At 72.3% G+C, this 15246-nt stretch carries 11 protein-coding genes and 1 tRNA gene; 4 read left to right on the top strand and 8 right to left on the bottom strand.

Annotated features, from left to right (window positions below):
* Positions 1–98 precede the first annotated feature (98 nt).
* Positions 99–227, bottom strand: coding sequence for a DLW-39 family protein (locus ACZ5DC_RS10765; RefSeq protein ID WP_003999697.1), 129 nt, complete (start codon positions 225–227; stop codon positions 99–101).
* A gap of 254 nt (positions 228–481) precedes the next feature.
* On the opposite strand from ACZ5DC_RS10765, the gene ACZ5DC_RS10760 reads away from it, so the two are divergent.
* Together ACZ5DC_RS10760 and ACZ5DC_RS10755 are read left to right on the top strand one after the other, a co-directional pair.
* Positions 482–859: a DUF6344 domain-containing protein gene (locus ACZ5DC_RS10760; protein ID WP_468651470.1), complete on the top strand. Its 378-nt coding sequence runs from the start codon at positions 482–484 to the stop codon at positions 857–859.
* 159 nt (positions 860–1018) lie between these two features.
* Positions 1019–1801, top strand: coding sequence for a glycosyltransferase family 2 protein (locus ACZ5DC_RS10755; protein ID WP_468651468.1), 783 nt, complete (start codon positions 1019–1021; stop codon positions 1799–1801).
* A 24-nt stretch (positions 1802–1825) separates the two neighbouring features.
* Here the strand turns inward: ACZ5DC_RS10755 and ACZ5DC_RS10750 are convergent, their stop codons facing one another.
* Positions 1826–2026, bottom strand: a complete 201-nt coding sequence (locus ACZ5DC_RS10750) for a ferredoxin (protein ID WP_468651466.1) — start codon at positions 2024–2026, stop codon at positions 1826–1828.
* 539 nt (positions 2027–2565) lie between these two features.
* Here ACZ5DC_RS10750 and ACZ5DC_RS10745 point away from each other — a divergent pair.
* Both ACZ5DC_RS10745 and ACZ5DC_RS10740 read left to right on the top strand, forming a co-directional pair.
* A complete protein-coding gene (locus ACZ5DC_RS10745; RefSeq protein ID WP_468651464.1) occupies positions 2566–6990 on the top strand; it encodes an nSTAND1 domain-containing NTPase in 4425 nt (1474 codons plus the stop codon).
* A 211-nt stretch (positions 6991–7201) separates the two neighbouring features.
* On the top strand, positions 7202–7372 hold the full coding sequence (locus tag ACZ5DC_RS10740; protein WP_468651462.1) for a hypothetical protein: 171 nt from the start codon (positions 7202–7204) through the stop codon (positions 7370–7372).
* Positions 7373–7434: 62 nt separating this feature from the next.
* Here ACZ5DC_RS10740 and ACZ5DC_RS10735 read toward each other — a convergent pair.
* The 6 genes from ACZ5DC_RS10735 to recF form a co-directional block, all read right to left on the bottom strand.
* A tRNA-Ile gene (locus ACZ5DC_RS10735) sits at positions 7435–7511 on the bottom strand.
* 112 nt (positions 7512–7623) lie between these two features.
* The gene (locus tag ACZ5DC_RS10730) at positions 7624–8373 is read right to left on the bottom strand and encodes a DUF3566 domain-containing protein (protein ID WP_468651460.1); all 750 of its coding nucleotides are present in this window, start codon (positions 8371–8373) and stop codon (positions 7624–7626) included.
* 18 nt (positions 8374–8391) lie between these two features.
* Positions 8392–10986 carry a DNA gyrase subunit A gene (gyrA, locus tag ACZ5DC_RS10725; protein ID WP_468651458.1) on the bottom strand — a complete coding sequence of 865 codons (2595 nt, stop codon included), beginning with the start codon at positions 10984–10986 and terminating at the stop codon, positions 8392–8394.
* Positions 10987–11028: 42 nt separating this feature from the next.
* Positions 11029–13110, bottom strand: a complete 2082-nt coding sequence (gene gyrB / locus ACZ5DC_RS10720; protein WP_468651456.1) for a DNA topoisomerase (ATP-hydrolyzing) subunit B — start codon at positions 13108–13110, stop codon at positions 11029–11031.
* A 395-nt stretch (positions 13111–13505) separates the two neighbouring features.
* Complete coding sequence (locus ACZ5DC_RS10715) at positions 13506–14066, bottom strand: DciA family protein (RefSeq protein WP_468651454.1); 561 nt, start codon at positions 14064–14066, stop codon at positions 13506–13508.
* Complete coding sequence (gene recF, locus ACZ5DC_RS10710; protein ID WP_468651452.1) at positions 14063–15184, bottom strand: DNA replication/repair protein RecF; 1122 nt, start codon at positions 15182–15184, stop codon at positions 14063–14065. The genes ACZ5DC_RS10715 and recF overlap by 4 nt, the downstream gene beginning before the upstream one ends.
* Positions 15185–15246 lie beyond the last annotated feature (62 nt).

Genomic DNA, 15246 nt, shown 5'->3' with positions numbered 1-15246 from the left:
CCCCGCAACACGGAGCAGGGGCCCGCGCGACACGGCCGGGGAACGCGAAACCCCGACCGCGCAGGCGGCCGGGGTCGGTACAGATCGGGTATCGGGACTCACGAACCCGTGGGCACGGAGTCAGTCGCCTCCGTCCACAGATCCTGCTCGGCGCGATCCGCCTGGATCTGGCGGTACACGAGGAGCCCGCCGATGGCGGCCAGTGCGACCAGGAGCAGCTTCTTCACCGCGCGACCTCGTCTTTCCTTGACGTAGGGGACCTCTGGCGCCCGACTATACACACCGACCGATATCGATCGGTGACCTGCGCCGGGGCCCGGCTCCCGCCTCGGCCGCGGCGGGAATTCCCCGCCCCCGTGCACCCGTCCGAGTGGTGTTGATCTGAACATCGACGCGCCACGGGCGTCGGTCCACCACTTCCCGGCCCACATACACATCATGAGCAAAGTACGCAAATCGCCCAACCCGAAAGTGAGGGGCCATGACCGCGCAGAACAAGGTCATGAAGCTGTGGACCGCCATCGTCACCGCCTTCCTCGCGCTGTGCACGGCGCTCGGACTCGTCTCCGCCACCACCACGACCGCCGCCGCGGCCGCACCCCGGACCGAGACCCCGAGCACCGGCACGGCGCACCGCACCATCCCGACGATCCCGGCGATGCGCCACTGGGCCTGGTCCCATGCCAAGGCCCTGCCCCCCACGATGAAGCAGCGGATCCGGGCGGAGGCCCACGGCAAGACGCCGAGCTGCCGCCACCGCCCCCTCGACGGGACACAGACGGAACCGCAGCCGCGGGTACCGGAGCAGACGGACGCCAGGTCCCACGAGCAGCACCTCTCGGACTCCCTCGACTGCTGAGCCCTCCCCACCGCTGTACCGCAACGTCTCGACCGCACGGCGACTTGCGTACGCACCAGTCGACACGAACAGACCCCCGGCCGGGTTCGGCCGGGGGTCTCGCGCTTTTCCCGGTAGGTCATCCTCGTACGGCAACGACCGGCACCCGCAGGAGAGGTGGTGAGCGCTGCCGTGAACCGGCGCGTCACCGTAGTCACCGCTGTCCACGGCCCGTCCGCCCGTTTCCTGGCGGACGCGTACGCGTCGCTGCGCGCGCAGCGGCTGCCCGCCGGCTGGGAGTGGGAGTGGGTCGTCCAGGAGGACGGCACGACGGACGCGGTCCGCCCGTACGTCCCCGACGACGCCCGCGTCAGCTTCCGCCAGGGCCGGCCCGGCGGACCCGGGGTCGCCCGGACGATCGCGCTGGCACGCGCCCGGGGCGCCTACGTCAAGGTCCTGGACGCCGACGACCAGCTCACGCCGGGCGCGCTCGCCCGCGACCTGGCCGTGCTGGAGGCGGACCACACCGTCGGCTGGACGACGTGCCGCGTCCTCGACCTGCTGCCCGACGGCTCCACGGCCGCCTTCGCCGGCGATCCCGGCGAGGGCCCGATCGAGCGCGGTACCGTCCTCGACCACTGGAAGCGGAACGACTTCCTGGCCCCGGTCCACCCGGCGGGCCTGTGCGTACGGCGGGAGCTGCTCACCGCGCTGGGCGGCTGGATGGCGCTGCCCGCCTCGGAGGACACCGGTCTGCTGCTGGCGCTGGACGCGGTGAGCCGCGGCTGGTTCTGTGCGGAGCCCGGTCTGCTGTACCGCAAGTGGGAGGGGCAGGTGACGGGGCAGGCGGCCCACGTCGACCCCGCCGAGCGGGCGGCCCGCATGGCCGTGGCGGAGGCCCGTGCGCGCGCGCTCGCCGCCTTCGGCTGGAGCTACGCACCGGCTCCTTCCGCCGCCCGGTGAGGACGGCCGTGCCGCCCCCGGTGCCTACTCGGTGAGGACGATCGCCTGCGACGGGCACTTCTCGGCGGCCTCCAGGACCGCCTCCCGGACCCGCGCGTCCCCGGCCATGTCCGCACCGCCGGGCCGTACGACGCCGTAGCCGTCCTCGAACGCGAACACGGCCGGCGCCCGGTGCGCGCACTCGGCGGAGCCGTAGCACAGGGAGCGGTCGACGGAGACCTTCATCTGTCCTCCAGTCGGGGCGGGTGACCTCCGGGCGGTCTTCAGGGCGTCACTGCCCGGCCGCGCACCCCCCGAACCGGGCCACCGGACCGGAACGCGGCTTCGGCGACGGCGGGTGAGCCGAGACGTCCCGTCGAGCGGCTGGGTTCCCGCCCGCCCGGCACCGGTCCCTCCCCTCGTGGGGACCGGTGCCGAACGGTGCGGGGCCGTCGACCCGCGCCAAGTCGGCGGGGTGGCGCGGGTCGAAGCACGGGAACGGTTTCCGGTGCCGCGCGCGGACCGGCGCGGGGCGGCGCGACGCGATGGGGAGTGGCCGACTTTGACCGAGAACGTTCGGTGCCATGGGCTGTCTCTCCGAGCGCTGGGCCGGTGGCCTGTCCGGACGGTGTGTGACGGGTCCGCTACCGGGTTCGGATCCTGCCACCTGTCACCCCCGTGGAGGAGGCACCGGTCTCCGGTCCGGCCCTTAACCGCAGGTCAGGCGTATAAGGTGAGTTTTCCGGTCCGGACGTCACTCGCGAGGGAGAGTAAGGGGTGGGACCTTGAGTTCCGACTCAGGGGCACGCACAGCCTTCGCCGAGCGCCTCGCGCTGCTGTACAAGGAGGCCGGAAACCCTCCCCTCAAGAGCGTCTCGGAAGCGGTCGTACGACTCCAGCGGATCGACGAGCGCGGCCGGCCGGTCCGGGTCTCCGCGCAGCGGATCAGCGACTGGCGCCGGGCCAGGAACGTACCGGCCCAGTTCGCCGCCCTCGCGGCGGTCCTGCAGATCCTGATCCCGGAGGCGCGGCGGCTGCGTCCCGCTCCGGTCTCCGCCGGCCTGTACGACCTCGGCCACTGGCAGCGGCTGTGGGAGCTGGCGGTGGCCGGACCGGCCGCCGACCGGCCCGCGCCGCCCTCGCAGGAGAACCGGCGGCCACCGGCCCAGGCCCCGCCCGTCGCCGGCGGCGTGTGTCCGTACCGGGGGCTGGCCCCGTACCGGCGGGAGGACGCCAGGTGGTTCTTCGGCCGGGAACGGAGCACGAAGGCCCTCGTCGCCCAGCTCCGCGCGGCCGAGCGGTCCGGCGGGCTGGTCATGCTGGTCGGCGCCTCGGGAGCCGGGAAGTCGTCCCTGCTGAACGCCGGCCTGGTCCCGGCGATCCGCGGCGGAGCCTTGGACACGGGGGCGCCCGGCGGGGCGGGGAGCGTGGGTGCGGGGGTGCAGGCCGGGCACGCGGGCGCGGAGGCCGGCGCGGGTGCTTACGCCGGGGCCGGGCATGGGGGTGCGGGGGGTCCCGGCGACGCCGGGAACGCGGGCACGGGTGCTGATGGCGGGGCCGGGAACCCGGGCGCGGACACGGGGGCGGGCGGCACGGGGCCGGGAGCCGACGGGGCATCGGTCCCTTCCCGGCACGAGGCGGGCCCCCTTCGGCACGAGACGGCCCCTGCCCGACAGGAGACGGTCCCTTCCCCGCGCGAGGAGGCGCCCGCACCCGCCGGGGAGGCCCCCGCCCAGCCCGCCGACCACCCTGACCGCCCCACGGGCCACCCCACCGGCCGTCCCACCGGCGACCACCCCACCGACCCGCCCGGCCCCGTCCTTCAGTTCGTCCCGGGTGCCGATCCGCTGGGTGAGCTGGTCCGCCGTGTCCCCGAGCTCGCCGCCGTCGCCGAGGAGGCCCGCAGGGCCGAGCGGGAAGCCGCGCGGAACCCGGCGCTGCCGGGCTGCGACGCCCCGCACCTCACCCGGGCCGTGCGCGCGGCGGTCGCGGCCTGGGCGCACCGCGCGACGGGCCCGGACGACCGGCCGGTCGTCATCGTGGACCAGTTCGAGGAGGCGTTCACCCTCTGCGCCGACGAGGCCGGCCGGCGCGTCTTCATCCACTTCCTGCACACCGCCTGCACCCCGCCCGCCGGCGCCGCGGGCCCCGCGCCCGTCCGGGTCGTCCTCGGCATCCGCGCCGACTTCTACGAGCAGTGCCTCGACCACCCGGAACTCGCCGACGCGCTCCAGCACCGGCACATGGTGCTCGGCCCGCTGACCGGCACCGAACTGCGCGAGGCGGTGACCGGTCCGGCCAAGGCGGTGGGTCTGGAACTGGAGCCGGGCCTCGCCGAGCTGATCGTGCGCGAGGTGAGCGCCGACGGCCCGCGCGGCGCGCACGACGCGGGCGTGCTCCCGCTGCTCTCCCACGCCCTGCTGGCCACCTGGCAGCGCCGCAAGGCCGGCCGGCTGACCCTGGCCGGCTACCGCGCGGCGGGCGGCATCCAGGGCGCGGTCGCGGCGACCGCCGAACGCGCCTGGTCCGGTCTGGATCCGGCGGCCCGCGCCGCCGCCCGGCTGCTCCTGCTGCGGCTGGTCCGGCTGGGCGAGGACACCCAGGCCACGCGCCGGCGCGGCACCCGGCGGCAGCTGGCGCAGGAGTCGTCGGACCCCGGCAAGACGGAGGAGTCGCTGGAGGCCCTGGTGCGGGCCCGGCTGGTGACGCTGGACGCGGACACCGTGGAGATCACCCACGAGGCGCTGCTGCACGCCTGGCCCCGGCTGCGGCACTGGATCGACGAGGGCCGGGGCGACCATCTGCTGCGCCAGCGGCTGGAGGAGGACGGACGGGCCTGGGAGGACTCGGGCCGGGACAGCTCGCTGCTGTACCGGGGGTCGCGGCTGGAGCAGGCCCGCGGCTGGGCGAGGTCGGCCGGGGACACGTATCTGACCCGCAGCGCGGTGGAGTTTCTGGCCGCCTCGGTGCGGCTGCGCAAGCGCTCGGTGTGGCTGAGCCGGGCCGCGGTGGCGGCGCTGGTGGCGCTGGCCGTGCTCGCGGCCGGCACGGCGGTGATCGCCTGGAAGCAGCGCGACGACGCCGTGTTCGAGCAGGTGCTCGCCGAGGCCGACCGGGTCCAGCACACCGATCCGTCCCTGGCCGCCCAGCTCGACCTGGTCGCGCACCAGCTGCGCCCCGGCGACGAGGGCACGTACAGCCGCCTGATCTCGATCGTGAACGCGCCGCTGGCCACCCCGCTGTCCGGCCACACCGGCGCCGTCTACCTGACCTCCTTCAGCCCGGACGGCGACACGCTGGCGACGGCCAGCTACGACCGCACCATCCGGTTGTGGGACGTGACCGACCCGAACCGCCCCGCCCCGCTCGGCGCACCCCTGACCGGCCACACCAGCTGGGTCAGCAGTGCCGTCTTCAGCCCGGACGGCCGCACCCTGGCCAGCGCCGGCGACGACGGCACGATCCGGCTGTGGGACGTCTCCGACCCCGCGCACGCCCGCCCGCTGGGCGCACCGCTCACCGGCCACCAGGGCACGATCTACCTCGTCGCCTTCAGTCCCGACGGGCGCACGCTGGCCACGGCCGGCGAGGACCGCACCGTGCGGCTGTGGGACGTCACCGACCCGCGCAGGCCCGGCGCCCTCGCCACCCTGCGGGGGCACCGCGCCGCGGTGCGCTGTGTGGCGTTCGCCCCGGACGGGCGGACGCTCGCGACGGGCGGCGACGACGACACGATCCGGCTGTGGGACGTCTCCGCGCCCCGCCGGCCCCAGCCGGTCAGGACGCTGCGCGGGCACACGGACCTCGTGCACTCGGTGGCCTTCAGCCCCGACGGGCACACCCTGGCCAGCGGCAGCGCGGACGACACCATCCGGCTGTGGGACGTCACCGACCCCGCCCGCGCCGCGGCGGTCGGCTCGCCGCTGACCGGCCACACCGGCCCGGTCTGGTCGGTGGCGTTCAGCCCGGACGGCGGCCGGCTCGCCGCCGCGAGCGCGGACAGCACGGCGAGCCTGTGGAACGTCAGCGACCCGGACTCCGCGTCCCAGGTCGGCGAGCCGCTCGCGGGCAGCAGCGGCGAGATGTACGCCCTGGGGTTCCGCCGGGACGGCCGGACCCTCGCCACCGGCAGCGGGGACGGCAAGGTACGCCTGTGGTCGGTCCCGACCTCGGACATGATCGGCCGGACCGGAGCGTTCCGCCCCGACGGGCGGGTGCTGGCCACGGCCGCCCGGGACGGCAGGCTGCGGCTGTGGAACGTGACGCGGCCCGGCCGGCCCGTCCTGCTCGGCGAGCCGTTCATGCGGGCCGACGGCGACCAGCGCTCCCTGGTGTTCTCCCCCGACGGCCGCACACTCGCCGTCCTCACCGGTGTCCGGACCGTCCGCCTGTGGAACGTCACCGACCCCGCCCACCCGGTCGCCGCCGGCCCGCCGCTGCACCTGCGCACCCGCTTCATGGGCCCCGAGGCGCTGGCCTACAGCCCGGACGGCCACACCCTGGCCACCGCCTACGACGACCGCACCGTCCAGCTGTGGGACGTGGCCGACCCGGGCCGCCCGGCCCCGCTCGGCAGGCCGCTCACCGGCCACCGGGGCTACATCGACAGCCTCGCCTTCAGCCCGGACGGCCGCACCCTGGCCAGCGGCAGCGCGGACAGCACGATCCGGCTCTGGGACGTGACCGACCCCGCGCACACCCGCCCCCTGGGCAGGCCCCTCACCGACCACTCCGGCCCGGTCAACGCGCTCGCCTTCGCCCCGCGCGGCCACACCCTGGCCAGCGGCAGCGACGACGACACGGTCCGCCTGTGGAACACCGCCGACCCGGCGCGCGCCGCACCCCTGGGCAAGCCGCTCACCGGGCACACCGAGGCGGTCACGTCCCTGACGTTCAGCGCCGGCGGCTCCACCCTGGCCAGCGGCGGCAACGACAACACGGTCCGCCTGTGGGACGTCACCCACCCCGCCTCGGCGGCTCCGATCGGCCAGTCGATGAGCCCCAACGCCAAAACGGGCAACTTCCTCATCTTCAGCCCCAAGAGCCACGTCCTCGGCGTCTCCAGCGGCACCGACACGGTCCGGCTGTGGAGCCTGGACGCCGGCACGGCGATCCGGCACATCTGCTCGGTCACCCGGGGCGTCCTGACCCCCCGGCGCTGGCACGAGTACCTGCCGCGCCTGGGCTACGACCCCCCGTGCGGTCGATGATCGGCCAACCTGCCCCTTTCCCCCCGGACTTGGCCCCACACAACCGACAACCTTGTTACCCTTGGCCATAGCCCGATCGCTGGTGCATCCCCCGTCGCCAGCGGTCGGGCCTTTTCTTGCGCCGGCGCCCGCATTCGCCCGCCCGTGAGCCTGCCGCAGCGTGACCACCGGTATGCGGGGCACTCGTGCGGCGCCGGAGGAGGCGGTGCACATGACCGACGACGAGTTCTACAAGCGAGACCAGACCGAAGGCGCGGCTCTCCCCGAGGACCGCCCCAGGGAGGGAGCGCTCCCGAGCCCGTCCCGGGGCGGCAAGGGCGTCTGGGTGGTCCTGGGCATAGTGGTTCTTCTCATCATCGTCTTCGCACTCATACTGGTATGAGCGACGGATGCGTCACCCGAAACGAAAGACCCCCGGCCCTGCTGGACCGGGGGTCTTATCGCTGGTGGGGCTAACAGGATTTGAACCTGTGGCCTCATCCTTATCAGGGATGCGCTCTAACCAACTGAGCTATAGCCCCGCCGCGCTCTGCGGTGTGTGTCCCGCGCGCTGACTCCTGAAGATTAGCGCACGACCGCGCCAGTCCCAAAATCGGTTGTCGGGGGGCCGTCAGAACGCCGCTGGTCCGCGGGTCACTCGTCCTCCGCCAGCGTCAGCTCGATGCCGCCCACGAAGCCCGCGGAGAGGTTGTAGATGAACGCGCCGAGCGTCGCGAGCGCCGTGGCCAGGACCACGTCGATGACCGCGATGATCGCCGCGAACGTCAGGACGTGGGGGAGCGACAGGAACGCCTGGAGGTCGAAGCCGTTCGCCTCGCTCGAACCGGTCGCCTCCGAGATCGTGCCGCCGACCGTCGAGAACACGCCCATCGCGTCCATGACCATCCACAGCACCGCCGAGGCGACGACCGTACAGATGCCGAGCGCGATGGAGAGCAGGAAGCTGACCTTCATCACCGACCACGGGTCGGCCTTGGCCACCCGCAGCCGTGCCTTGCGGGTCCGGGGGGCCGTCCGCACGCCCGTACGCGGCTTGCGCGTCGCTCCGGCCGGCGCCTGCGCCGGATAGGCCTGCGGCGGGTGGTAGGGCCCGTCGGGCTGCTCCTGGCGCCGCTCCCCGGGCAGCGGCGACGCCGGCCGCGCCTCACCGGACGCGGCCGGGCCTCGGGTGTCCGTCACAGTTCCCCCCTGGGATCCAGACGTACGGGAAGAGTCCGTCTCGGACACCTTCACCGGCTTCAGGTTCGTCGTCTGCGGGTCGTGCGCACCACCGGCGGGCGCACTGCCCGCCGGCAGCCCGCTCGCGGCGGAGCCACGGCCGCCGCCGTCCGTTTCCGTACCCGTGGAGGTACCGGCCGATCCGGCGCCCGTGGCTCCGCTCACGCTGACTCACTCCTCGTGCTACTCGGCCGAGGGTGCCTCACCCTCGTCCGTGCCGGCGGTCGCGACACCCTCGGCGGTCTCGTCCACGGCCACGTCGCCGTCGACTTCCTCCGCCTCGCGCCCCGCTTCGGCGTTACGTGCGATACCGACGACGGCATCGCGCTTGCCCAGATTGATCAGTTGGACGCCCATGGTGTCACGGCCCGTCTCCCTGACCTCGCTGACTCGCGTGCGAATCACACCGCCGGACAGGGTGATCGCGAGGATTTCGTCGTTCTCCTCGACGATCAGCGCGCCGACGAGCGACCCGCGGTCCTCCACGATCTTGGCGGCCTTGATGCCGAGGCCGCCGCGGCCCTGGACGCGGTACTCGTCGACGGCGGTCCGCTTCGCGTACCCACCGTCGGTGGCAGTGAACACGAACGTACCGGGTCGCACCACATTCATCGAGAGGAGCTCGTCGCCCTCCCGGAAGCTCATTCCCTTGACGCCGGAGGTGGCGCGGCCCATCGGACGCAGCGAATCGTCCGAGGCGGTGAACCGGATCGACTGCGCCTTCCTGCTGATCAGCAGCAGGTCGTCGTCCGCCGAGACCAGCTCGGCGCCGATCAGCTCGTCGTCCGAACCGTCCTCGCGTTCCCGCAGGTTGATGGCGATGACACCACCGGAGCGAGGCGAATCGTAATCCTTCAGTGGCGTCTTCTTGACCAAGCCGGACTTGGTGGCCAGCACCAGGTAGGGCGCCGCCTCGTAGTCACGGATGGCCAGGATCTCAGCGATCGCCTCGTCCGGCTGGAAGGCGAGCAGGTTCGCCACGTGCTGGCCGCGCGCGTCCCGGCCGGCCTCGGGCAGCTCGTACGCCTTCGCCCGGTAGACCCGGCCCTTGTTGGTGAAGAACAGCAGCCAGTGGTGCGTGGTGGAGACGAAGAAGTGGTCGACGATGTCGTCTTCCTTCAGCTTCGCGCCGCGCACACCCTTGCCGCCGCGCTTCTGCGCCCGGTAGTCGTCCGTCTTCGTCCGCTTGACGTAGCCGCCGCGCGTGACGGTGACGACGATGTCCTCCTCGGCAATCAGGTCCTCGATGGACATGTCGCCCTCGTACGGGATCAGCTTGGTCTGCCGGTCGTCGCCGTACTTCTCGACGATCGCGGCCAGCTCCTCGCTGACGATCCCGCGCTGGCGCACCGGCGAGGCGAGGATCTGGTTGTACTCGTTGATCTTCGCCTGGAGTTCGTCGTGCTCCTGGACGATCTTCTGCCGCTCCAGGGCCGCCAGCCGGCGCAGCTGCATCTCCAGGATCGCGTTCGCCTGGATCTCGTCGATCTCCAGCAGGCCCATCAGGCCGCTGCGCGCGACGTCGACGGTCTCACTGCGCCGGATCAGCGCGATGACCTCGTCGATGGCGTCCAGGGCCTTCAGCAGACCGCGCAGGATGTGCGCGCGCTCCTCGGCCTTGCGCAGCCGGAACCGGGTACGGCGGACGATGACCTCGATCTGGTGCGTCACCCAGTGGCGGATGAACGCGTCCAGCGACAGGGTGCGCGGCACGCCGTCGACCAGCGCCAGCATGTTGGCGCCGAAGTTCGTCTGCAGGTCGGTGTGCTTGTACAGGTTGTTCAGCACGACCTTGGCGACCGCGTCCCGCTTCAGGACGATCACCAGGCGCTGCCCCGTACGGGACGACGTCTCGTCGCGGACGTCCGCGATGCCGCCGATCTTGCCGTCCTTCACCAGGTCGGCGATCTTCTGCGCCAGGTTGTCCGGGTTCACCTGGTACGGCAGCTCGGTCACCACCAGGCACTGCCGGCCCTGGATCTCCTCGACCTCGACCACCGCGCGCATCGTGATGGAGCCGCGGCCGGTGCGGTACGCCTCCTCGATGCCCTTGCGGCCCACCACCAGGGCGCCGGTCGGGAAGTCGGGGCCCTTGATGCGCTCCATGAGCGCGTCCAGCAGCTCCTCGTGCGAGGCGTCCGGGTTCTCCAGGTACCACTGGGCGCCGGCCGCGACCTCGCGCAGGTTGTGCGGCGGGATGTTGGTCGCCATGCCGACCGCGATACCGGCCGAGCCGTTGATCAGCAGGTTCGGGAAGCGGGCCGGCAGGACGGTCGGCTCCTGGGAGCGGCCGTCGTAGTTGTCCGTGAAGTCGACGGTCTCCTCGTCGATGTCCCGGACCATCTCCATCGACAGCGGCGCCATCTTGCACTCGGTGTAGCGCATGGCCGCCGCCGGGTCGTTGCCCGGCGAGCCGAAGTTGCCGTTGGAGTCCACCAGCGGCATCCGCATCGACCACGGCTGGGCGAGACGCACCAGGGCGTCGTAGATGGAGGAGTCGCCGTGCGGGTGGTAGTTGCCCATGACGTCGCCGACGACACGGGCGCACTTGTAGAAGCCGCGCTCGGGGCGGTAGCCGCCGTCGTACATCGCGTACAGCACGCGGCGGTGGACGGGCTTGAGGCCGTCCCGGACGTCGGGCAGCGCACGGGACACGATGACGGACATCGCGTAGTCCAGGTACGAGCGCTGCATCTCCGTCTCGAGCCCGACGGGCTCGACACGCATCACGAGTTCGCCGCCCTCTTCGGGGGTGGCGGGAGTGTTCTCGTCGGCCATTGCTGGTGAGGATCCTTCCTGGTGCGGTCAGCTGAGACCGACTCAGATGTCGAGGAAGCGGACGTCCTTGGCGTTGCGCTGGATGAACTGGCGACGGGCCTCGACGTCCTCGCCCATGAGGACCGAGAACAGGTCGTCGGCCTGGGCCGCGTCGTCCAGGGTGACCTGGCCGAGGACCCGGTGCTCCTGGTCCATGGTGGTCACGCGCAGCTCCTCGGCGTTCATCTCGCCGAGGCCCTTGAAGCGCTGGATCGAGTCCTCGCGCACGCGCTTGCCGCGCTGGCGGCCCATCTCGATCAGCGCGTCGCGCTCACGGTCCGAGTAGGCGTACTCCACGTCGTCCCGGCCCCACTTGATCTTGTACAGCGGGGGACGGGACAGGTAGACGTGCCCGGCCTCCACCAGCGGCCGCATGAAGCGGAACAGGAAGGTCAGCAGCAGGGTGCTGATGTGCTGGCCGTCGACGTCGGCGTCCGCCATCAGGATGATCTTGTGATAGCGCAGCTTCTCGATGTCGAAGTCCTCGTGCACACCCGTGCCGAAGGCCGAGATCAGCGCCTGGATCTCCTGGTTCTGCAGGATCTTGTCGATCCGCGCCTTCTCCACGTTCAGGATCTTGCCGCGGATCGGGAGGATCGCCTGGTACTGCGGGTTCCGGCCGGACTTGGCCGAGCCGCCGGCGGAGTCACCCTCGACGATGAAGATCTCGCACTTGGCCGGGTCGTTGGACTGGCAGTCGGCCAGCTTGCCCGGCAGCGACGCCGACTCCAGCAGCCCCTTGCGGCGGGTCAGGTCGCGGGCCTTGCGGGCCGCCACGCGCGCGGTGGCCGCCTGGATGCCCTTGCGGATGATGTCCGCCGCCTCGACCGGGTTGCGGTCCAGCCAGTCGTTGAGGTGCTCGTAGACCGCCTTCTGCACGAAGGTCTTCGCCTCCGTGTTGCCCAGCTTGGTCTTCGTCTGGCCCTCGAACTGCGGCTCGCTCAGCTTGACCGAGATGATCGCGGTCAGACCCTCACGGATGTCGTCGCCGGTGAGGTTGTCGTCCTTCTCGCGCAGCAGCTTCTTGTCGCGCGCGTACTTGTTGATCAGGCTGGTGAGGGCCGCGCGGAAGCCCTCCTCGTGCGTGCCGCCCTCATGGGTGTGGATGATGTTCGCGAAGGAGTACACGCCCTCGGTGTAGCCGCTGTTCCACTGCATGGCGACCTCGAGGGACAGGCTCTTGTCCCTGTCCTCGGCCTCCAGCGAGACGACCGTCGGGTGCACCGCGTCCCCCTTGCGGGAGTTGAGGTACTTCACGAAGTCGACGATGCCGCCCTCGTAGTGGTACGTGACGGTCTTGACCTCGGCCTTCTCGTCCGCACCCGCCTCGTCCGCGCCGCTGGTGGCCTTCGCCGACTCGCGCTCGTCGGTGAGCCGGATCGTCAGGCCCTTGTTGAGGAACGCCATCTCCTGAAAACGCCGGGACAGCGTCTCGAAGGAGTACTCGGTGGTCTCGAAGATCTCCGGATCGGCCCAGAAGGTGACCGACGTCCCGGTCTCCTCCGTCGCCTCGTGCTTGACCAGCGGCGCCGTCGGGACGCCCATCTTGTAGTCCTGCGTCCAGCGGTGGCCGTCCGTCCTGACCTCGACGGCAACCTTGGTGGACAGCGCGTTCACGACGGACACACCCACACCGTGCAGACCGCCGGAGACGGCGTACCCGCCGCCGCCGAACTTGCCGCCCGCGTGCAGCACGGTCAGCACGACCTCGACGGCCGGCTTGCCCTCGGAGGGCACGATGCCCACCGGGATGCCACGGCCGTTGTCGACGACGCGCACGCCGCCGTCGGCGAGGATCGTCACGTCGATGGTGTCCGCGTAACCGGCCAGCGCCTCGTCGACCGAGTTGTCGACGACCTCGTACACGAGGTGGTGCAGTCCGCGCTCGCCCGTGGAGCCGATGTACATGCCGGGCCGCTTGCGGACCGCGTCCAGCCCTTCGAGCACGGTGATAGCGCTGGCGTCGTAGGACGCGGAGGCCGCGGCGGGCTCCGTGGCCTCGGCGTTCACGCCGGCGTCGGTGGACGGGATGTTCTCGTTGGGGTTGCCGGAATCGGCCACGAAGCGCCCTTTCTGGCACAGCACGAGCCGGGCTCGTCGGCAGGTTGCCGGAGCGGCTGCGGCATGTTGCGTTGGTAAGCCTTGATCAGCGTTGCTCAGCTTTTCCCGGGCGGTCCCCACGTTGGGGCGGGATTGTCTTCCAGTCTACCGGTAGCACTGACATCGATGGGGGTTTGCGGGCACCTGGGCTCCCATGTGCCGCCCTCAACCGGTCTCCGCCGAGTACCGATATACGGAAGGGGGCTCCAAGGGGCTCACAGCGGCACTCAGCGCTTCGAGCCGTCAACCCGTGGCTACTGGCGGGTCAGATGGCGGTCCGAGGCCTGCCGACGGGGGCTGCGGCGCACCCCACAGCGGTGATCCACACCTGTGGACGGGGCGCGACGGCACGCCGGGCCGGGCGCCCGACGTGAGGTACATCACCCGTAGGTGTCGCCGGGTCCGGTGCTCCCCGGAGCCCGCAGCGGGCCGTAGCGGCGGGCCTGGCCGCCCGGATTGAGCACCTTGATCATCCGGACGCTGCCGTGCCCGAGGTCCTCGTTGATCCGCGCCACCAGGGCGGGGGCGAGCACCCGCAGCTGGGTCGCCCAGGCCGTCGAGTCGCACTGGACGGTCAGCACCCGCTCGTCCTCGTCGTACCGCTGCGGCACACAGTGCCGGGCCAGGTCCTCGCCGACGATCTGCGGCCAGCGGCCCATCACCCCGCCCACCGCGGCCGGCTTCTCCCAGCCGCGCTCGGTGATCAGCCGGTTGATCGCCGCGCCCAGCGCCATGGGATCGCGTCCGTCGGCGCGCGCGCCGGAACGCAGACCGCCGCCCCGCCGCGCCTGCTTCTTCTGCCGCGCCGCGTCCCCCCGCGCGCGTGCCTGCTCCCTCGCCGCGCGCAACGCCACGCGCGCGAGGTCGACGCCGGACGGCTCGTCACCGCCCCGCGCGGCCGTCTTCCGGCGATCGGGGGTGTCCGGCCCGTCGGTGCTCATACGCGCTCCACCGCCCCGCCGGCCACCGTGTACCGCGCGCCGGCCAGCACAGGGGGTACGTCGTCGTCCACGGCGGCGGTGACCAGCACCTGCTCGCCCGGCGCGACCAGCTCCGCCAGCCGCTCCCGGCGGCGGGCGTCCAGCTCGGCGAAGACGTCGTCCAGGACCAGCACCGGCTCGTTGCCCTCGGCGCGCAGCAGGTCGTAGGAGGCCAGCCGCAGCGCCAGGGCGTAGGACCAGGACTCGCCGTGCGAGGCGTAGCCCTTGGCCGGCAGCTGACCGAGTTTGAGGAGCAGGTCGTCGCGGTGCGGCCCCACCAGGGTCACGCCCCGCTCGATCTCCTGCTTGCGCGCCTCCGCGAGGGCCGCCGTCAGCTGGGCGTAGAGGTCCTCGCGCGTGTGCGCCTCGCCCGGCGCCGACGGCTTGTACTCCAGCGCCACCGGACCGCCCCCGGGAGCGAGCTGCTCGTACGCCTTGTCGGCGAGCGGCCGCAGCGCGGCGATGAGATCCATCCGCTGGGCGAGCAGCTCCGCGCCCGCGCGCGCGAGATGCTGGTCCCACACGTCGAGGGTGGAAAGGTCCATGGACCGCCCACCGTGCCGGCGGGCCAGCGCGGCCGTCTTCAGCAGAGTGTTGCGCTGCTTGAGCACCCGCTCGTAGTCCGAGCGCACACCCGCCATCCGCGGGGACCGCGCGGTGATCAGCTCGTCAAGGAACCGCCGCCGCTCACCCGGGTCGCCCTTGACGAGCGCGAGGTCCTCGGGCGCGAACAGCACGGTCCGTACGATCCCCAGCACGTCCCGCGGCCTGACCTGCGAGGAGCGGTTGATCCGGGCGCGGTTGGCCCTGCCCGGGTTCAGCTCCAGCTCGATGAGCTGCTGCCGGTCGCCCTGCCGGACCTGCGCCCGCACGACCGCCCGCTCGGCGCCCATGCGGACCAGCGGGGCGTCGGAGGCCACCCGGTGGCTGCCGAGGGTCGCCAGGTAGCCGACCGCCTCCACGAGGTTGGTCTTGCCCTGCCCGTTGGGGCCGACGAAGGCGGTGACGCCCGGGTCGAGCGGGACCTCGGCCCGGGCGTACGAGCGGAAGTCGGCGAGCGACAGATGCGTGACGTGCATGGCGGGACCGCCGACCTCCCTCAGGCTCGTGGATCGCGGAACGACCCTCTTGTGGATCGCGG

It is taken from the genome of Streptomyces sp. NPDC031445 (assembly GCF_055581365.1).
This window is presented reverse-complemented; position numbering and strand designations above follow the sequence as displayed.

Excerpts from the sequence above, each read along its gene's own strand:
- ACZ5DC_RS10760 (WP_468651470.1), top strand. The coding sequence starts at position 482 with ATGACCGCGCAGAACAAGGTCATGAAGCTGTGGACCGCCATCGTCACC.
- ACZ5DC_RS10750 (WP_468651466.1), bottom strand. The coding sequence starts at position 2,026 with ATGAAGGTCTCCGTCGACCGCTCCCTGTGCTACGGCTCCGCCGAGTGC.
- ACZ5DC_RS10740 (WP_468651462.1), top strand. The coding sequence starts at position 7,202 with ATGACCGACGACGAGTTCTACAAGCGAGACCAGACCGAAGGCGCGGCT.
- gyrA (WP_468651458.1), bottom strand. The coding sequence starts at position 10,986 with ATGGCCGACGAGAACACTCCCGCCACCCCCGAAGAGGGCGGCGAACTC.
- ACZ5DC_RS10715 (WP_468651454.1), bottom strand. The coding sequence starts at position 14,066 with ATGAGCACCGACGGGCCGGACACCCCCGATCGCCGGAAGACGGCCGCG.
- recF (WP_468651452.1), bottom strand. The coding sequence starts at position 15,184 with ATGCACGTCACGCATCTGTCGCTCGCCGACTTCCGCTCGTACGCCCGG.